Source organism: Moraxella bovis (assembly GCF_025985205.1).
GTDB classification, from domain to species: domain Bacteria; phylum Pseudomonadota; class Gammaproteobacteria; order Pseudomonadales; family Moraxellaceae; genus Moraxella; species Moraxella bovis.
This window is the reverse complement of record NZ_CP087840.1, coordinates 2,710,154-2,728,402: the sequence shown is the minus strand read 5'-3', so window position 1 is coordinate 2,728,402 and position 18,249 is coordinate 2,710,154. Positions and strand designations below refer to the sequence as shown.

Below are 18,249 nucleotides of genomic sequence, written 5' to 3'. Positions count from 1 at the left end.
ATGAAACGTACATTCCAACCCAGCGTTCTAAAACGCAAACGCACTCACGGTTTCCGTGCTCGCATGGCTACCAAAAACGGTCGTCAGGTTTTGGCTCGTCGTCGTGCCAAAGGTCGTCATCGTCTGACCGTATAATCTTATAGATTATCGCAGATTAAGCACCCTTTTGGGTGCTTTTTGTTTGTCCAAATTTTGCCTTAAAAGTTTGTAACTTTAAGATTTTGTATGCTGGATAAACCATTGACGAAACACACTAAGCCTTGTATGATAGTTTGATTTAATACGTTTATGCCATGACAAGTCCGCAACTTACCCCGCCATTTTGCTTTACCAAAGCTCAGCGTCTGCTTAGCCCCAATGATTTTAAACGGGTGTTTGATAATCCTATCAAAAAAATCCACTCAGAGCATTTACTCCTATTTGTCCAAACAGGTACGTCCGAGCAAACGCACGCCCGCTTGGGGCTTGCCATTACCAAAAAAAAGGTTAAACTGGCTGTCATGCGTAACTGCCTAAAACGGCTCACTCGTGAATACTTTCGTCATACTGCCCCCATGCTTGGGGTGGTGGACGTGGTGCTGATTGTTAAGAAAAACTACACAAAAGAGACTGACTTACATGATGAGCTGACCTATATTTTTGAAAAATTATCTACCCTGTTCCCTGCTGATAATTCCCAGTGATTTTTGATTATGCTTGTCAAATTTTTACTGCTTGTTATTAAGTTTTATCAAAAAGCAATCAGTCCGCTTGTCCCCGCTCGCTGTCGGTTCTACCCGACCTGTTCTGTCTATGGCATACACACCCTAAAATGGCATGGCGTGCGTGGCATACCGCTTGTTATTAGGCGGATTTTTCGGTGTCAGCCGTGGGGTGGTTCGGGGGTGGATTTTGTGCCGCTGCCTTTGGCCCGTTATCGTTACGTGCATTGTGATGATACCGCCCTTGTCCGATTTACCAATATGGGTGTTTATAAAGACCGCACAAGTTATTTGGCGGTTAGAAATCAGATGATGAAGTAGTGGGCTGTTTTTATTAAAGTTTCTAAAAATCAATAACTTATCATTTTATAAAAAGTCAGCCCGTAAGTAAATATAAGTAAATGCTAGGTTTTTTGGTAAAAATTTAGTAAAATGGCGGATTTAGATTTTTATGGGTGGTTGTCCGCCCCAATCAGGACTGTTTATGCAAAAGATTTTTCGGACTTTGATTATCATTGCGATGCTCATCACATCGTATTTGCTTATCTTGGCTTGGCAAAAAGACTATGGCGGTCAAGCACCTATCCCTGCTCAGGCGACCTCGGTTGCAGGTTCGGATTTGGCGCCTGTCACAGGCGATTTGCCTGCCTCCGCCTCCGCTCCAACTGCCCCTGCCAGTACCAATCTTATCTCGGTCAGTACCGATGTTTATGACATTAAAATCAATCCTGTGGGCGGTGATGTGGTCTATGCAGGACTCAAACAGTACGCCAAAACGTTGGGCGGTGATGAAGCCTTTGCTATTTTGGAGACAGACGCTCGCACCTATGTTGCTCAGTCGCTCATCGGCGGGGCGGACGGCATTGACACGCAGTCAGGACGTGCCACGTACACCAGTCCAAGCCAGAGCTACACCCTAACGGGCGACACTTTATCCGTGCCGCTCACGTACAGTAAAGACGGGCTGACCATTACCAAAACTTATACCTTTACCAAGGGTGATTACCCCATTAAGGTTACTCACAACATCAATAACGTGAGCGGTAAGGACTTTAATGGCGAGCTGTTTGTGCAATTAAAACGAGACAACAGCAAAGACCCCGGTCTTGCCGACAAAGGCATGATGGGCATTGCCACGCATTTGGGCGGTGCTTGGGGGACGGCTGATGAGCCTTATAACAAGCTTAAATTCAAAGACTTCAACGATGGCGAGATTACCAAAAACGCCCAAAACAGTACCGATGGCTGGGTGGCGATGGTTCAGCATTATTTTGTCTCAGCGTGGGCACCTGACAACCACAAGCCTGTCTTTTTTAGTCGCACCAGTGGTAACGACAACTACATCGGCTATCAAAGTCCCATCAGCGTTGCCAATGGCAAACAGATGAGCGTGGATGATACACTCTATGTGGGACCAAAGGTGCAATCACAACTGTCTGCTGTCGCCCCAAGCCTTGATAAGACGGTAGATTATGGCATATTTTGGCCAATATCCAAGCCGATGTTCCTAATCCTTGATGCTCTGCACAAAATCTTGGGTAACTGGGGCTGGGCGATTGTTGGCTTGACTTTGATTGTCAAAATTGCTCTGTTTTGGCTATCCAACAAAAGCTATGTGTCGATGGCAAAGATGCGTGCCATTGCCCCCAAATTAGAAGCCCTAAAAGAAAAGCACGGCGATGACCGCATGGCGATGAGTCAGGCGATGATGCAGTTGTATCGTGATGAAAAGGTCAATCCGATGGCAGGCTGTTTGCCGATTTTACTACAAATGCCAATTTTCTTGGGGCTGTACTGGTGTTTGGTGGAGAGTGTGGAGCTACGCCACGCCCCGTGGATTTTGTGGATTAAAGACTTGTCGGCGATGGACCCTTGGTTTATCCTACCCATTTTTATGATGGGGACAATGTATGTTCAGCAACTGTTAAACCCACAGCCAACCGACCCCATGCAGGCTAAGATGATGAAAATGATGCCACTTATTTTTGGGGTATTTATGCTGTTTTTCCCCGCAGGTTTGGTGCTGTACTGGACGGTAAACAACCTGTTTAGTATGGCTCATCAGCAGTTTGTTAATAAACGTGTTGAAAAAGCCTACAACAAGCCTGTCAAAGTGTTGTCCGATTGATATTTGACAATCACAAACCAATCCGCCTGTCTGGGCGGATTTTTTGTGGGCAAAGTTGGCTAAATAATGGTAAAATGACAAAAATTTTATCAACCACCACTATGCCAAATCAATCTCAACAACCCACCATTGTCGCCATCGCAAGCCCTATCGGCAAAGGAGGGGTGGGTGTCATTCGTCTGTCTGGACGCACCGCTCATACCATTGGCTGTGCCGTATCGGGCAAATCAGCTCTCACGCCACGCCACGCCCATTTTGCCAAATTTAAGGACAATCAAGGGTCGGTCATTGATGAAGGGGTCATCATCTATTTTAACGCTCCGCATTCGTTCACAGGCGAAGACGTGGTGGAGCTACAAGGGCATGGCGGTATGGTCTTGCAAAATCTGCTCCTTGCTCGCTGTTTTGAGCTTGGAGCAAGACAAGCGGCTGCAGGGGAGTTTTCCTTGCGTGCCTTTGAAAATGACAAAATTGACCTAGTACAAGCCGAAGCGATAGCGGACGCTATTTCTGCCACGAGTGTCGCTCAGGCAAGCAGTGCCATGCGTTCGCTCTCTGGGGAATTTTCCAAAAAAATCAATGACTTATCAGAAAAAATCACCAACATTCGCTTATATGTGGAAGCAAGCATTGATTTTCCTGATGAAGATGATGTGGAATTTTTGTCGGACGGGGTGATTGAGTCCAAGATTGATGAGATTTTGCGTGCCATTGATGACATTTTGGCAACCGCCAAACAAGGTCAGCTCTTGCGAGACGGCGTGCAGGTGGTGCTGGCAGGTCGCCCCAACGCTGGCAAATCAAGCCTACTAAACCGCCTAGCAGGGGTGGAGCGTGCCATTGTTACCGACATTGCAGGGACGACACGAGACACGCTGTCCGAAACACTGGTACTGGACGGTTTGACCGTGTATTTGACCGACACCGCAGGGCTTCGAGATACGTCCGATAAGGTGGAGAAAATCGGCATTGACCGCGCCAAATCCGCCGTCAAACAAGCTGATATTTTGCTGTTTGTTTATGATGTCAGTAGCGAGAGCGAACCATTTGCCCTTGCCAAAGAGCTGTTTGCTGATATTATTGATGAAATTGGCATGGAGAATTTTGAGCGTAAGCTTGTCATGATTGCCAATAAAGCTGATTTATTGGGTGGTGTTTTACGTGAAACAATGGCTGATGTTAATCATAATAATAGTCATAATGGCGAAAATGTTCCATGTGAAACCATGCAAAATAATTCAAATGGTCAAGAAAATTCTCATGTTCCACGTGAAACAGTTAGTCAAATAAGGGTCTCTTGTGCCACAGGGCAAGGGCTTGATGAATTGGTAAATTTATTAAAAGACAAAGTGGGCTTTCATCCGCCAGAGAACAGTCTCATCGCCCGCACCCGCCATATTGATGCCCTAAAACGTGCCAAATCGCACGCCACAGACGCTCATACTCAGCTTGTCGTCTATCAGGCAGGGGAGCTGGTGGCGGAGAGTCTAAGACTGTCGCAGACGGCATTGGGCGAGATTACAGGGCAGATGAGTGCTGATGAACTCTTGGGGCGGATTTTTTCAAGTTTTTGTATCGGAAAATAGGAGGGCGATGTGCATTGTCCGTTTTGTAGTGCCATAGACACCAAAGTGATTGACTCACGCCTTGCTGCCGAAGGCTCGCAGGTTCGCCGTCGTCGCCAATGTACCGAGTGTGGCGAGCGGTTTACCACGTTTGAAGTCATGGAGGTGGTCATGCCCCGTATCATCAAAAGCAATGGTTTGCGTGAACCTTATGATTATAACAAACTTCGCCGTTCAATGGCGTTACCGCTACAAAAACGTCCTGTAAGCATTGACGAGATAGATACAATCGTACACCGAATTGAGCAACGCCTACGCCAAACAGGCGAACGTGAAGTATCCAGTAAGGTGCTTGGCGAGATTGTCATGGCGGAGTTAAAGGCGATTGATGATGTGGCGTATGTACGTTTTGCCAGCGTGTATCGGGATTTTCAGGACATAGAAGCCTTTAAAGCCGAGCTTGAAAACTTCGCTCCCAAAGTGTGCCATGATAACCTACAAGGACAAAATCATGACTGATAGTTTAGCTGATAATATGTTGTCCGATACCGTCAAATCTCGCCTAAGCCCTGCCCTGTCTGATGATGAAAAGTTTATGCTTATGGCGTTAAATGAAGCCAAAAAAGGCGAATTTACCACTCGCCCCAATCCTGCGGTGGGCTGTGTGATTGTTAAGGATAACTTAATAATTGGCAAGGGTTTTCACCCTAAAGCAGGTTATCCCCATGCCGAAGTATTCGCCTTAAACGATGTCAAAAATAGCGGACAGGACACAAAGGGGGCAACCGCTTATGTAACGCTTGAACCGTGTAGCCATTTTGGTCGCACGCCCCCCTGTGCGAATGCCTTGATAAAAAGTGGCGTGGCTCGGGTGGTCATCGCAACGCTTGACCCCAACCCACAAGTCGCAGGCAAAGGCGTGGCAATGCTGTTAAATACAGGCATTGCTGTAGCGGTGGGGGTGTGCGAAAACAAAGCTCAAGAGTTGAATAAAGGCTTTTTAAAGGCAGTGGCGACAGGCTTGCCGTATGTTCGCCTAAAAATGGGTGTCAGTCTAGACGGTCGCATTGCCATGCAAAATGGGCAGTCTAAATGGATAACGGGCGAGTTGTCTCGCAGGGATGTGCAAAACTTGCGTGCCAAAAGTGGGGCGATTATCACAGGCTCAAACACGATTATCGCCGACAACCCTGCTCTAAACGTACGTTTGCCCGATGTGGAGCTTGATAATATCGGCATAACCGCCATACCCCAGCCCAAAATCGTGGTGATAGATAGACGTGGCAAGTTGTCGCCTGATGATGATTTTACGGTACTCAAAAACCCTAATACACTGATTTGGCAAGATGATTTACCTGCTCTTTTAAAAACGCTCGTGGCAAAGTATCAATGCCATGATGTGCTGGTGGAGACAGGGGCGACGCTTGCCACAAGTTTTTTAAGCCAAAACTTGGTAGATGAGCTTATCATTTATCAAGCCCCTTGTCTTTTGGGGGCGACTGCCCGTCCGATGTTTGGGGGGCAGTTTGAGCGGTTGCAGGATAAGCTAAATTTTACGCTTGTAGATGTAGAGCGGCTTGGCGATGATGTTAAGATGATTTTTCGCCCAAAAAACTTATCCACAACTTGATTGCTTAAATGATTGAGCAAAAATTTGGCAAAAAATGTTCCACGTGAAACTGTGGAAAACTTTTTAAAAATCGACGGTTTTGATTAAAAACAAGATTTGATAACACGCCATAAGCCTTGATTTTAAAGTGTTCCACGTGAAATTAAAAACAGCTAACCATGTTCCACATGAAACATCTTTGGGTTGTGGATAAGTTAAATGGATTATTTGCAAAAGGTCAATGGTTAAAAAGTTATCCACAACTTATTTATAAAAATTTTCTAAATTTTTTATGGAATTTAAGATGGGTAAAGCAGAATGTTTCATAGATAAATGATTGATTTTTTAAATCATGTGCAAAACAGCAAATCATTTAAAAAACCAATCATAAAAGGTAAGCCATGTTTACAGGTATCATAGAGACAACAGGCACGCTGACCGCCATTACGCCCACAGGCGGCGATGTGCAATTAACCATTTCCGCCCCCGAGCTTGATTTTGGCGATGTCAAATTGGGCGATTCCATTGCGTCCAACGGCATTTGCTTGACGGTGGTGGCGATAGATGGCAACAGCTATGCGGTAGATGTTTCACGTGAAACATTAGCCATTTCCGCCCTAAACGTCTGGAAAGTAGGCGACACGCTGAACCTAGAAAAAGCCATGCTTCCAACCACACGTTTTGGTGGGCATATCGTGGCAGGTCATGTGGACGGCGTGGGCAAAATCGCCAAAATCGCCAAAGACGCTCGCTCGGTCTATATCGAAGTCGCCCTACCGTCAGAGCTGATGAAATACACTGCCGACAAAGGCTCAATCACGGTGGATGGTATCAGTCTCACGACCAACCGCATAAAGCCGTCTGAACATATCGTTTGCCTAAATATCATTCCGCACACTGCTGAGATGACTAACATTGCACGACATTGGGCGGTGGGGCGAGCGGTGAATATAGAAGTGGATTTGGTGGCACGGTATTTGGAGCGACTTATCGGAGCAAAAATCGATACACCCCAAGGCAACATTACCGAAGAGCTATTAATAAAAAGTGGGTTTTTTAAATAGGTTTAATGAATTCAATATGTGGTATAGGATTTGAGGTGGCGTGCTGTACACGTCTATAAAATGATAATACCAAAGGACGTGTCCAGTACGTCCCTACATTCATATTATTAAATTGGATTGCGGTAATTTAAAAATATATGATAATTACCCAATATTATAAAGGTAAAAAATGAACCATAAATTACGCCTAATTTTCGCAGGCACACCAGAATTTGCCAAAGTCGCCTTGCAAGCCCTGATTGACCGCCAAGATGAGCTAAATCTTGATATTGTGGCGGTCTATACTCAGCCCGACCGCAAGGCAGGACGGGGACAAAAATTGACCGCCAGTCCCGTCAAAGAGCTTGCCCTTGGCCATAATATCCCTGTGGAACAGCCGATAAGTTTTAGCTTAAAGCATGAAAACGGACAGGTTTCACGTGAAACACTTGCCAATTATCGTCCTGATGTGATGATTGTTTGTGCGTACGGTTTGATTTTACCGCTTGGCGTGTTAAATACTCCAACTTATGGTTGCCTAAATATTCACGGCTCGCTACTGCCTAGGTGGCGTGGGGCGGCTCCCATTCATCGGGCGATTTTGGCGGGCGATACGACCACAGGCATTACCATCATGCAGATGAATCAAGGGCTTGACACGGGCGATATGCTCTACAAGCTCCCTTGCGACATTATAAATACTGACACGACCCAAACGCTTCATGACAAACTTGCCGAGCTTGGCGGGCAGGCGATGGTAATAGTGTTAAAGGACTTGGCAACTTACCAAGCCAATGCTAAGCCACAAGACGACAGTCTTGCCAATTATGCCGAAAAAGTAAGCACCGATGAAGGGCAAATCAACTGGCAAAATTCTGCTCATCACATTAACCGCCAAATCCGTGCGTTAAATGCGTTTGCTTTTTTAAATGGCGAGCGTATCAAGGTGCTAGAATGTACGCCCATAAAGCCTGACCAAACCACGACCGAGACGGCAGGTAAGATTGTAAGTATAGGGCGAAAGGCGGTGCTGGTGGCGTGTGGTGCTGATGACAATGGCGATAAGCATTTGATAAATATCACAAAAATGCAATGGGCAGGGGGTAAGCCTTTGACCGCCGAACAAATTGCGGTGGGTGATAAATTAAAAGACGGGCAAGTTTTTGATAATAATGCTGACAATGGGCAGTAATATGCAAATCAATCCACAACTACCCGTCCGAGCCAATATTATTTTAACCCTTGAAAAAATCAATCAAGGGCAATCTTTATCATTATTATTGGATGATTTATTAACTGCCGTCAAAGATAATGAAAAAGGCTTTACTCACGAATTATTATTAGGCACGCTTCGTCATTGGCACGCCATTAGTCGCATTGGCGAGAGTTTGATAAAACAGCCCCTAACCGATATTGGCATTACTTGTGCGTTAAATATGGGCTTGTATGAACTTTTATATATGAACACGCCTGATTATGCCATTATTAACGAAACATTAAATGCGGTCAAATCCTTAAATAAAAATTATGGCGTAGGGCTAATTAACGCCATATTGAGAAAAGTGGCGGATAAAAAAGAAAAATTCGCCAAAAAGATAAATAAAAATCACAGCCTGCCAAATTGGCTTGCCAAAGAATTAAAACAAGATTGGGGTGATTATTATGAAAATTTGGGGCAAAATCTGCGAAAACCCGCTCCGATATTTTTGCGTGTGAATGGCAAATTTAGCACGCTTACATATTATGCCAATCTGTTAAATTCTGCCGATATCGCCTACGAAATTCTACCGCTTGGCGTGGCGGACGAGCGTGTGATTAAGCTGACTGTTTCGCAAAAAGTGCAATCTTTACCACATTTTCAAGACGGTTTTGTGAGTGTGCAAGACCGTCATGCACAGCTTTGTGGGCATATTTTAAAGGCGTTAAACCTACCCAAAAACCTAAGACTGTTGGACGCTTGCACCGCCCCAGGGGGGAAGTTGGCTCAACTGTTGGAGTTGTCAAACGATGAGTTTCACGTGAAACATATCACGGCATTAGACAATGACGAAAAACGTCTAAACCGTGTGCATGACAATTTGGCTCGCTTGAAGTTGGCGGACAAGGCGGACGTGATTTGTGCGGATGGCACGAGTTATCAGGCGGACACGCCCTTTAATGTCATCGTGCTTGACGCTCCGTGCAGTGCCACGGGGGTCATCAGGCGACACCCTGACATTGCCCTGCTTCGCACCGAGCAAGATGTCGCCCAAACGGTCGCCTTACAAGCTAAAATTTTACAAAATCTATGGCAAAATCTGGCGGTGGGTGGACATTTGCTCTATATTACCTGCTCCTTGTTAAAGGTGGAAAACGAATGTCAAATCACAAATTTCCTTGCCAGTACGCCAAACGCCAAAGCGGTGGATTTTGAATTGACCCTACCCAATCAAATCAAGCAAGCGGCGGGTTATCAATGTTTGCCGTTAAATGACGATGACGGCGACGGATTTTATTATGCGTTGCTACAAAAAGTGGATTAAAGGCAAAATAAATGATAATATGAATATTATTTGTTTGATAAAATAGGTGGCTAAACGCCAAAATCATTTGTCAGGATTATGTCAATTTAGACAGACAGGCATTTGAAGAAAAATATCAGATGTATTATGATTGATAAATAATAGGAGTTGTCGTGGATATTAAGCCGATACAAACCATTGAACAAGCTGTTCAGTACATGCAGTCCATTCCAGTTCAAAGACAGCAAGGTATTTTTGATTATTTGTATGCTGATATGATTGATTATCAAAGCGAATCAAAAACAAATCAAGAAAAACGCCAATTTGGATTATGTCAAGGTAAAGGCAGTTTTAAGTTGTCTGATGATTGGGAGATGAGCGAAGAAGAATTATTGGGACTATAACATGAAAAATCAGTACGTTATAGATACGCATATTTTTCTATGGTTGGTTTTTAATCCTAATAAAATCAATGCTAAAATCAGGTGTTTATTAGAAGATAAAAATAATAAAGTTTTTATCTGTAATACCAGTTTTTGGGAAATTTCTATTAAATATAATCTGGGTAAATTGGATTTAAATGGCGTATCACCCAAAGAATTGCCTGATATTGCCATAAAAATGGGTATTGAAATTATACAGGTTAATCATGATATTATGGCAAATTTTTATCAATTACCAAAAGTAGAAAAACACAAAGACCCATTCGATAGAATTGTGATTTATTATTGTATTTATCATAAATTAACATTGGTTTCTATTGATGATAAATTCAATGAATATCAAAAGTTTGGTTTGAATTTAATCTAATTTTTTAATTTAAAAGGTACTTTTATGAACTATATCAGCACTCGTGGCAATACCGCTCCCATGCAGTTTAGTGACGTTCTATTGATGGGGCTTGCCCCTGACGGTGGTTTGATGCTCCCTGAGACTTACCCACAGATTGACCGTGCGACTTTGGATAAATGGCGGTCGCTGTCTTATACCGAGCTTGCTTTTGAGATTATGTCGCTGTTTGCCACCGACATTCCCAAGGATGATTTAAAGACGCTCATTAACAAAACCTACACCAAAACCGCCTTTGGTACGGACGAGATTACCCCTGTTCGCACATTAAAAGACGGCATTAAAATTTTGGAATTATCCAATGGCGTAACGCTTGCCTTTAAAGACATGGCAATGCAATTTTTGGGCAATGCCTTTGAATATGTCCTAAAACAAAAAAACAAACGCCTAACCATTATCGGAGCAACGTCTGGCGATACAGGCAGTGCCGCCGAATATGCCTTGCGTGGTAAAGATAATATTGATGTCTTTATGATGTCGCCACACGGCAAAATGAGTGAATTTCAGCGAGCCCAAATGTACAGTCTCATGCACGATAATATCCACAATATCGCCATTAATGGTATGTTTGATGATTGCCAAGATATTGTAAAGGCAATTCAGCAAGATAAAGCATTTAAAGACAAATATCAAATTGGCACGGTTAATTCTATTAACTGGGGTCGTATTTTGGCTCAAATTGTTTATTATTTTAAAGGCTATTTTAATGCCACCAATAATAATGACGAGCGGGTAAGTTTTTGTGTGCCGTCTGGTAATTTTGGTAATGTCTGTGCAAGTCATATCGCCCGTGAAATGGGATTGCCAATTCATCGCTTAATTGTGGCGACCAATGAAAATGATGTGTTAAATGATTTCTTTAAAACAGGCAAATACATTCCCCGCACCAGCGAAAATACTTTTGTCACTTCCAGTCCGTCTATGGACATTTCTAAGGCATCAAATTTTGAACGCTTTATTTATTTATTGGTGGGCAAAGACAGCGAAAAATTAAACGCCCTATGGCAAGATGTGGGTAGTGGTAAAGGCTTTGATTTATCGTATTTATTAAATGACGCTCAAAATAAATATGGCTTTGTGTCTGGTAAATCTACCCACGCTGATAGAATTGCGACCATTAAAGCGGTTTATGAAAGTGATAAAGATTTGCTTGACCCACATACCGCAGACGGTGTCAAAGTCGCCCGTGAAGTGCGTCTGGCTGATGAAGTGATTGTCGTTGCCGAGACGGCATTGCCAGCCAAATTTGCCGAGACCATTTTTGAAGCCATTGGCGAAATTGATATTCCACGCCCTACTCATGCCAAAGACATTGAAAGCCTGCCTCAAAAAGTGGTGGTATTGGATAATAAGGTGGAATTGGTCAGGCAATTAATTGAGCAAAATGTGAAATTGTAATTTATATTTAAAAAAAGGGTGTATTTAATATACCCTTTTGTCATTCTGGAAATGTATAATGGCTAAAATGTTAGATAGACAGCAACAAGCAAAAGAATATCGAGAACTAAAAGAAAGATTTGATGCAATAAAACTAAGTGTTATCAACAATTTAGATAAACTTGGTCAATTGGCAAATGATATTCTGATGGATGAATTTTACCATCTAGCTGATTATATTGGTTGGATAAAAACCAATATTAATAAAATAGTAAATTATAGAAATATATACATATTAGAATTTTTAGATATAAGAATTGGTAAAATTCTCTCAAAAACATCTGATGATGATTTTGTAAAATCGGAAATAATGGAGATTAATTTCCTATTGGATAATTATCACAATATATCACAAGAATTTTTAGTAAAACTCAATGAATATTTTGATGGTATTTATCAAGATGCTTGGTTACAGGTCGGTAAATTTTCAGAATTAAATGATATTTACAAAAATCATAAAACCTATGAAATTTATGAAAAATCAGAAGATGTAAATCATAAAAAGTATATTTTCTAGATTGCAATTGCTATTTTATTTGCTATTATTGGATTCTTCTTTTCAATATTCAGTAAGGCTATTTATACCCAATGCTTTTTTGGAAATTTATGTATTTTAGAGTATAATGATATTGATTATTGGATTATGAAAGCTGGCATCATCTTTATTACAATTACAGGCGTTACTTTCTGTTTAAAACAAGCCATTCATTACCAAAAGAAAAAAGACAAAGCCGAGCAAACCCGTTTGGAGCTAGAAGCCCTACCAACTTACATGTTTAATTTTTCTGATGAACAGAAAAATGAAGTTTATAAAGAATTAACTGGTAAATATTTTGGGCGAGATTCTGATAATGAGGGTTATCAAGCAATGTCTGATGTGATTCAAGAACAGATTAAGTTAAGTAATGAAGTTTTAAAGAGTGCTTTGGAAAAGAAGTAATTTTAGATTGGTTTTTTGGAAAAAATCATGCTAATTTCAACTTAATCTAAAAACTCACGCCAAAAACCCTACCAAAACGTTGTTGTTACAACATTTGATTTGGTGGTGGGTGATGGTCATGATAAATTTGTCATTGAATATTATGGCGAACGCTTTGATGAGATGCTTATCACGCAAACTAACGTTGCTCCATAACTGTTGTCGCCACAGAGATGACAAGTGGCGAGTGTATCGTTCTGTTTGACAACACACGGCACGGCTAAAATGTGATGTTTTGTAGGTTTTTATGGCTATCTTATCCAAAAGTCGCCAAACGATGTATTTTTGTCGGAAAGTTACCGCCAAATAATGATAAAATAGTTAATATTTTTTTACATTTTGTGGTATGCTAAGCAAGATTTTAGCAAGTTCGTGTTTTTCTAAAAAGACACACTTGTTGCCTTTAATAATGGATAAAATGATATGAAGCTAACAGCCCTAAAAAGCCTGATGACCGCTTGCCTAATCGGTGGCGTGATGATGTCATCAGCCCATGCAAACAACCCTGCTCCAACCATCAAAGCAGACGCCCCCAACCGTTATACCGTCAAAAAAGGCGATACATTGTGGGACATCTCTGGTAAATATCTGAGCGCACCGCATAGATGGCGTGAGATTTGGGCGACCAACAAACAAGTCAAAAACCCACACCTTATCTACCCTGGTGATATTCTTATCATGTGTATCATTAAGGGTCAGACCTTGGTCGGCGTGGACACAGGTGAGGGCTGTGCAGGCATTGAACGTCAAATCCAAGAGGTGGCACCCAGTGAACCAGTTCGTCTGACACCGCTAGAAGGTAGTGTGCCACCTATTCCATTATCAAATATCCGTCATTGGCTTGACCGTTCGGTGATTGTCAATCCCGATGATTTTGAGACGACCCCTTATGTACTGGCGTCCAAAAAAGGCAATCTTATTACCGCAACAGGCGACAAGATTTATGTTAAAGGGGCACTGCTTACCCCAGGTCAGACTTATGGCGTGTATCGCAAGTCCGAGCCTTATGTAGATGTGCAGACAGGTACGGTGATTGGGCTAGAAGCGGTACAAGTAGCTCGTGGTATCGTGACTGATGTGGCAGGTAATGGCGTATCAAGCATTCAAATCACCCAGTCATTCGACACAGAAATCCACGAGGGCGACCGCGTCTTCTCTGAGGTACCAACCCAGCTTCCTGTGGTGTTCTACCCTGCCCCTGCTGAGGTGACTCGTGGCGGTAGCATTGCACGCGTGATGGGCAGTATCGGCAGTGCCGCCAAAGGCAGTGTGGTCGCCATCAATATCGGTGCTGCCCAAGGAGCAAGAGCGGGTCATGTTCTTGATGTCTATCGTAAAGGGGCATTGGTGCGTGACATTCGTGATAACGACACGCCAGTACGCCTACCTAGCGAAAAAGCAGGTCAGGTGATGGTGTTTAAGGTATTTGACCACATCAGTTATGCTTATGTTCTCTCATCAGAGTTACCACTAAGCAAGGGCGACCAGTTGGTGCCACCGCCTTATCTATAATTCATTGATAAATAGCGATGTATTAAAATTGCCAGTACGCTTGTATTGGCAATTTTATTTTGCCAATGAAATTTTATAAAAAAGACAGTAGTGATATAATGCAAGCCTGTCATTTAACATAAGAAACAAACATGAGTTATCAGACACTAGATGAGACATCCGCCACGCTTGCTTTGTGGTATGTGGTAAATACTTCTTTGACCGCTTTTTATAAATTGACCGAGCAATTTGGCGGTGCAAAGCAGGCTCTGACAGAAGGGCTTGGGGCATGGCAGGAGCTTGGTGTGCATAACGCCCACATCAAAAGATGGCAGGATACAGATGATGTTATGGCGATGGTGACCAGACTGCATGATGAAGCAGGGCGTGGGGCGTACGGTATACTTCTGATGGACGATGAGCGTTATCCTGAAATGCTCAGACAAATGTATGACCCACCACCAGTGCTTTTTTATCGTGGGGAGGTGACACGCTTGTCGGATAGGCAAGTGGCAATCGTTGGCAGTCGTTCCCCCACAGAGTTTGCTTGTCAGATGACTTTTAATATGGCAGAATATTTGGCTTATCAGGGACTGACCATCACCAGTGGACTGGCAGGCGGTATCGATAAGGCGGCACATCTGGGCGGATTATCAAATGGACGGGGACAGACGGTGGGGGTGATGGGAACAGGCATTGATGTGTGCTATCCTAAAAACCACAATGCTCTGTATGCTCAGATTATCAATGAGGGTGGCTGTCTCATTAGTGAACTACTGCCCGCCACGCCCGCCACCAAGCACAACTTTCCACGCCGTAACCGTCTGGTAGCAGGGTTATCACTTGCCACGCTGGTCACCGAAGCCGCCATTGCCAGTGGCTCGCTCATCACCGCACGCCTGACCGCTGAGCAAGGTAAGCAGGTTTTCGCTGTGCCTAGCTCTATCGATAATGTTAATGCCGAGGGCTGTCATCATCTCATCCGCGAAGGGGCAACCCTGATTTACCACCCCAGTCAGATTATTGATGAACTCAGTGGAAGTGTGATGGGCTATAACGCCCTACCCAAAACCTTCTCTCGGGGTGTTTCAGCCCTTGATAATGCTCATGAAAAACTCCCTGTGTCCGCACCAGTTGCCATTGCACCCCATTTGCAGGGCGTGTTTGATAAGTTATCCAATCAGCCGACTGACCTAGATACACTTGTGGCGGCGACTGCTTTGGATGTTGGGACATTGCTGGCGTCTTTGTTGGAGCTTGAAATGATTGGTATGGTAAAAGTGGTCGGGGGTCGCTATGAGCGAGCATGAATGTATCACTCACAGTGCTGATGTGGCGTATGAATGGGTCATGCAAGGTAGGATTTTGGCTTATCCTACCGAGAGTGTATGGGGGCTGGGCTGTCATGCTTTTGATGTACAGGCGGTAAATAAGCTTCTTGCCCTAAAACAACGCCCTGTCGAAAAGGGCGTGATTGTACTGACTTCGGATGAATCATACATTGATGTATTTTTGAAAAATCTGCCGAAGGCTCGCCAAAATAACATCATCAAAAGCTGGGCGTATGCCGATGACAGACGGCAGGCGAGTACATGGCTGTTTGATATTCCTGATGGAGTTAGTATCCCTCAATGTGTGCGTGGCAAACATGAGAGCCTTGCCATTCGAGTAATCAACCATGCCAAAATCGCCAAATTATGTGATTTGCTTGCTACTCATGATAACAATCTGTTTGGCTTTTTGATGTCTACCAGTTGTAATGTTGGTGGACAAGTCCCCGCTCATGATTTTGAGATGGCATGGCGTTATTTTGGGAATGAAGTCTGTTATCTGCTCGGCGATACGCTGGGCTATGATAAACCCAGTCAAATCATTCATGCCAGTACAGGGCAGGTGGTGCGGTAGTTTTGATGATAAAAAACCCTTTGTATGATACAAAGGGTTTTGGTTTTTTAAAGCAAGCAGATTGCTTAGATACCAGCAGCAGCTTTAAAAGCAGCTTCATCAAAGTCATCACCGTGAGTCACAACCACAGTGCCTTTGTCGATGTTTACGTTAACAAATTTAACGCCGGCGATAGTTTCGGTTTTAGCAACTAGAGCGTCAGCAGCAGCTTGGTCGGCAACAGTTAGATTGAATTGAGATTGTGGCATAATATACTCCATGGGTAAATGAGAATGATGTGGATGTGTTTAAATGAGATGAGTTTGAACCAGCTCATCATTTAGAACTTAGTCTTATTTTAATCGATATCAAGCTTTGCGCAATAAAATACAGATAAAATGCCGTAAACTAAGCCTTAATAGCATTGATTTTACAAGCAATTACAATGTAAACTAATGTAACCTAAAATTGGCGATTTGCTACGTATTTCAACCATTTTGATGGTGCGATTAACAAAAAATATTGGGCTCTGGTTCAAAAAGTATGCTACAAAGAAAACCGTTCGTGGTGAGCTTGGGAAACCTAACGGTTTTCCTACCCGTAGGCATAGCTCAGGGCGAACGGAAAATCTAGTTCAGCATGCTTTTTGGACTACTATCAAATATTGATGAAAATGGCGTTTTGTCAATCAATTTTAATGCGTATTTTAAAAGTTTTAAATAGGGCGTGCCTGCCTTTGGTATTTGCAATGAAAAATAGGGGAAATCGCACGTTTTTCAAGGAAAAAACTTGAGGTTGATAGTTATTCTATCAAGCAAGTTTTTGACGATGAAAAACAAGATTTAGCCATTTTTCATGAAAAAATGGCTTAAAGTGTTAAATCTTCATCTTAATTTTATAAAAATGTTATCAATGTTAGGCACGCCCCAACTATTCCTTATACATTATGTACCAAAATGTTTGTTTTTCTTACTAAATTGTGATTTAATAGACCTCCTGCAAAACTACCCAATCCACCCAAACACGAGCTTTACCCTAAGTTCAAATCTTGCCAATGATTTACGATAGGTGGTTAAGAACATTTTAAAGGCTTAAAACTTGGCAAAGATATGTTCTACTTTCACCCGTGTTTTAGACAATAATGCGTTATAATCTTTGGCTTCTTGTACTAATGGGTATTTCTTGGTTGCTTTTAGTGGCGTAAAGGCATTAGCATGTATGTGTTTTATGCCTTGATAACCACTGTCTGCTAGGATAAACTTAGCCTTTGTTAAATTTGGGTTTGTTCGCTTAAAGAGCTTAAAGTCATGCATTTAAATGATGCTGGTGTCTACTTGTAAGATGACCTTGTGGTGATTGATGATACATTGCACCTTTGCGGTATGACGCTTTTTCTTGCCAGAATACATCAATGCTTGGTTTTTTTAGAACGATTAACACGCACTTCGCTCACATCCACAATCGCAATGTCATCTTTGGTGGGTGTTTGGGTGGCAATGGCAAAGCCTTGCTTGCTTAGTGTGTCTTCAATCCAATGGCTTTTACGGATAAGTGTGCTTTCATGGATGCCAAAGTCAGCGGCTATCTGCTCATAGGTGCGATATTCTTTAAAATACTGCAAGGTTGCCATTAACAAATTGGGCATACCAATTTTGAGTTTTCTACCACCTCTTTGATGTATGCTAGCTTGTGCTTGCTCTAAACAAGCAAGCATGTTGTTAAAGACTTCTCGCTTAACACCAATTAAGCGTTTAAACTTTTCATCAGATAAGTGTGTGAATGCTTCGTAGTTCATTGGGGTATTTTAGCATGGGAGGGGTTTTGTAGGAGGTCTATTAGCCGTGCTGAATAATAGCATTTTTATTGGTAGTAGTCTAGAAAGTATGTCAAACTAGGTTTTCCGTTCGCTCTGAGCTATGCCTACGGGTAGGAAAACCGTTAGGTTTCCCAAGCTTACCACGAACGGTTTTCTTTGTAGCATACTTTTTGAACCAGAGCCTTTTATTTATCACTTAAACACTTGATAAAGTTGGATTTTATTGAGTTTTTTAAAAGGAAGGAT

Annotated in this window: 19 protein-coding genes and 1 pseudogene; 18 read left to right on the top strand and 2 right to left on the bottom strand. The window is 42.7% G+C overall.

The window, feature by feature from the left end:
- The 18 genes from rpmH (at position 1) to LP107_RS13860 (ending at position 16,208) form a co-directional block, all read left to right on the top strand.
- On the top strand, positions 1–135 hold the full coding sequence (rpmH, locus tag LP107_RS13945; protein ID WP_029103370.1) for a 50S ribosomal protein L34: 135 nt from the start codon (positions 1–3) through the stop codon (positions 133–135).
- A 158-nt stretch (positions 136–293) separates the two neighbouring features.
- Positions 294–683 carry a ribonuclease P protein component gene (gene rnpA, locus LP107_RS13940; RefSeq protein ID WP_112742761.1) on the top strand — a complete coding sequence of 130 codons (390 nt, stop codon included), beginning with the start codon at positions 294–296 and terminating at the stop codon, positions 681–683.
- Positions 684–692: 9 nt separating this feature from the next.
- Positions 693–1,022 (top strand): membrane protein insertion efficiency factor YidD, encoded by a 330-nt coding sequence (gene yidD / locus LP107_RS13935; protein WP_112742760.1) that lies wholly within the window; start codon positions 693–695, stop codon positions 1,020–1,022.
- A 163-nt stretch (positions 1,023–1,185) separates the two neighbouring features.
- A complete protein-coding gene (gene yidC, locus LP107_RS13930; protein ID WP_112742759.1) occupies positions 1,186–2,829 on the top strand; it encodes a membrane protein insertase YidC in 1,644 nt (547 codons plus the stop codon).
- Between the two features lie 101 nt (positions 2,830–2,930).
- Positions 2,931–4,415, top strand: a complete 1,485-nt coding sequence (gene mnmE / locus LP107_RS13925; RefSeq protein ID WP_112742850.1) for a tRNA uridine-5-carboxymethylaminomethyl(34) synthesis GTPase MnmE — start codon at positions 2,931–2,933, stop codon at positions 4,413–4,415.
- Between the two features lie 9 nt (positions 4,416–4,424).
- Complete coding sequence (nrdR, locus tag LP107_RS13920) at positions 4,425–4,913, top strand: transcriptional regulator NrdR (protein WP_078275083.1); 489 nt, start codon at positions 4,425–4,427, stop codon at positions 4,911–4,913.
- Between the two features lie 16 nt (positions 4,914–4,929).
- Positions 4,930–6,024 (top strand): bifunctional diaminohydroxyphosphoribosylaminopyrimidine deaminase/5-amino-6-(5-phosphoribosylamino)uracil reductase RibD, encoded by a 1,095-nt coding sequence (gene ribD / locus LP107_RS13915; RefSeq protein WP_112742849.1) that lies wholly within the window; start codon positions 4,930–4,932, stop codon positions 6,022–6,024.
- Positions 6,025–6,404: 380 nt separating this feature from the next.
- The gene (locus LP107_RS13910) at positions 6,405–7,067 is read left to right on the top strand and encodes a riboflavin synthase (protein WP_264676057.1); all 663 of its coding nucleotides are present in this window, start codon (positions 6,405–6,407) and stop codon (positions 7,065–7,067) included.
- 169 nt (positions 7,068–7,236) lie between these two features.
- Positions 7,237–8,238, top strand: coding sequence for a methionyl-tRNA formyltransferase (gene fmt, locus LP107_RS13905; protein ID WP_078275086.1), 1,002 nt, complete (start codon positions 7,237–7,239; stop codon positions 8,236–8,238).
- Between the two features lies 1 nt (position 8,239).
- Complete coding sequence (gene rsmB / locus LP107_RS13900) at positions 8,240–9,568, top strand: 16S rRNA (cytosine(967)-C(5))-methyltransferase RsmB (RefSeq protein WP_228157730.1); 1,329 nt, start codon at positions 8,240–8,242, stop codon at positions 9,566–9,568.
- 152 nt (positions 9,569–9,720) lie between these two features.
- Positions 9,721–9,951, top strand: coding sequence for a hypothetical protein (locus tag LP107_RS13895; protein WP_078275087.1), 231 nt, complete (start codon positions 9,721–9,723; stop codon positions 9,949–9,951).
- A 1-nt stretch (position 9,952) separates the two neighbouring features.
- Positions 9,953–10,357 carry a type II toxin-antitoxin system VapC family toxin gene (locus tag LP107_RS13890; RefSeq protein WP_112742757.1) on the top strand — a complete coding sequence of 135 codons (405 nt, stop codon included), beginning with the start codon at positions 9,953–9,955 and terminating at the stop codon, positions 10,355–10,357.
- A gap of 24 nt (positions 10,358–10,381) precedes the next feature.
- On the top strand, positions 10,382–11,794 hold the full coding sequence (gene thrC, locus LP107_RS13885) for a threonine synthase (RefSeq protein WP_078275089.1): 1,413 nt from the start codon (positions 10,382–10,384) through the stop codon (positions 11,792–11,794).
- Between the two features lie 58 nt (positions 11,795–11,852).
- Positions 11,853–12,350 (top strand): hypothetical protein, encoded by a 498-nt coding sequence (locus LP107_RS13880; RefSeq protein ID WP_078275090.1) that lies wholly within the window; start codon positions 11,853–11,855, stop codon positions 12,348–12,350.
- Between the two features lie 126 nt (positions 12,351–12,476).
- The gene (locus LP107_RS13875) at positions 12,477–12,773 is read left to right on the top strand and encodes a hypothetical protein (protein WP_112742756.1); all 297 of its coding nucleotides are present in this window, start codon (positions 12,477–12,479) and stop codon (positions 12,771–12,773) included.
- A gap of 462 nt (positions 12,774–13,235) precedes the next feature.
- Positions 13,236–14,324 carry a LysM peptidoglycan-binding domain-containing protein gene (locus LP107_RS13870; protein ID WP_078275092.1) on the top strand — a complete coding sequence of 363 codons (1,089 nt, stop codon included), beginning with the start codon at positions 13,236–13,238 and terminating at the stop codon, positions 14,322–14,324.
- 131 nt (positions 14,325–14,455) lie between these two features.
- Entirely contained in the window at positions 14,456–15,613 is a 1,158-nt protein-coding gene (dprA, locus tag LP107_RS13865) for a DNA-processing protein DprA (RefSeq protein WP_112742755.1), read from the top strand.
- A complete protein-coding gene (locus LP107_RS13860) occupies positions 15,600–16,208 on the top strand; it encodes an L-threonylcarbamoyladenylate synthase (RefSeq protein ID WP_112742754.1) in 609 nt (202 codons plus the stop codon). Before dprA ends, LP107_RS13860 begins: the two co-directional genes overlap by 14 nt.
- A gap of 65 nt (positions 16,209–16,273) precedes the next feature.
- Here LP107_RS13860 and LP107_RS13855 read toward each other — a convergent pair whose 3' ends face one another.
- Positions 16,274–16,456: a hypothetical protein gene (locus LP107_RS13855; RefSeq protein ID WP_078275095.1), complete on the bottom strand. Its 183-nt coding sequence runs from the start codon at positions 16,454–16,456 to the stop codon at positions 16,274–16,276.
- A gap of 735 nt (positions 16,457–17,191) precedes the next feature.
- A pseudogene (locus LP107_RS13850) lies at positions 17,192–17,982 on the bottom strand (transposase family protein).
- Positions 17,983–18,249: the final 267 nt, after the last annotated feature.

What these genes read in the sequence shown, in the direction of transcription:
- LP107_RS13870 (WP_078275092.1), top strand. Translation starts at nt 13,236, where the DNA reads ATGAAGCTAACAGCCCTAAAAAGCCTGATGACCGCTTGCCTAATCGGT.
- LP107_RS13880 (WP_078275090.1), top strand. Translation starts at nt 11,853, where the DNA reads ATGGCTAAAATGTTAGATAGACAGCAACAAGCAAAAGAATATCGAGAA.
- ribD (WP_112742849.1), top strand. Translation starts at nt 4,930, where the DNA reads ATGTTGTCCGATACCGTCAAATCTCGCCTAAGCCCTGCCCTGTCTGAT.
- thrC (WP_078275089.1), top strand. Translation starts at nt 10,382, where the DNA reads ATGAACTATATCAGCACTCGTGGCAATACCGCTCCCATGCAGTTTAGT.
- mnmE (WP_112742850.1), top strand. Translation starts at nt 2,931, where the DNA reads ATGCCAAATCAATCTCAACAACCCACCATTGTCGCCATCGCAAGCCCT.
- rnpA (WP_112742761.1), top strand. Translation starts at nt 294, where the DNA reads ATGACAAGTCCGCAACTTACCCCGCCATTTTGCTTTACCAAAGCTCAG.
- fmt (WP_078275086.1), top strand. Translation starts at nt 7,237, where the DNA reads ATGAACCATAAATTACGCCTAATTTTCGCAGGCACACCAGAATTTGCC.
- yidD (WP_112742760.1), top strand. Translation starts at nt 693, where the DNA reads ATGCTTGTCAAATTTTTACTGCTTGTTATTAAGTTTTATCAAAAAGCA.
- yidC (WP_112742759.1), top strand. Translation starts at nt 1,186, where the DNA reads ATGCAAAAGATTTTTCGGACTTTGATTATCATTGCGATGCTCATCACA.
- dprA (WP_112742755.1), top strand. Translation starts at nt 14,456, where the DNA reads ATGAGTTATCAGACACTAGATGAGACATCCGCCACGCTTGCTTTGTGG.
- LP107_RS13855 (WP_078275095.1), bottom strand. Translation starts at nt 16,456, where the DNA reads ATGCCACAATCTCAATTCAATCTAACTGTTGCCGACCAAGCTGCTGCT.
- LP107_RS13860 (WP_112742754.1), top strand. Translation starts at nt 15,600, where the DNA reads ATGAGCGAGCATGAATGTATCACTCACAGTGCTGATGTGGCGTATGAA.
- LP107_RS13890 (WP_112742757.1), top strand. Translation starts at nt 9,953, where the DNA reads ATGAAAAATCAGTACGTTATAGATACGCATATTTTTCTATGGTTGGTT.
- LP107_RS13875 (WP_112742756.1), top strand. Translation starts at nt 12,477, where the DNA reads ATGAAAGCTGGCATCATCTTTATTACAATTACAGGCGTTACTTTCTGT.
- rpmH (WP_029103370.1), top strand. Translation starts at nt 1, where the DNA reads ATGAAACGTACATTCCAACCCAGCGTTCTAAAACGCAAACGCACTCAC.
- rsmB (WP_228157730.1), top strand. Translation starts at nt 8,240, where the DNA reads ATGCAAATCAATCCACAACTACCCGTCCGAGCCAATATTATTTTAACC.
- LP107_RS13910 (WP_264676057.1), top strand. Translation starts at nt 6,405, where the DNA reads ATGTTTACAGGTATCATAGAGACAACAGGCACGCTGACCGCCATTACG.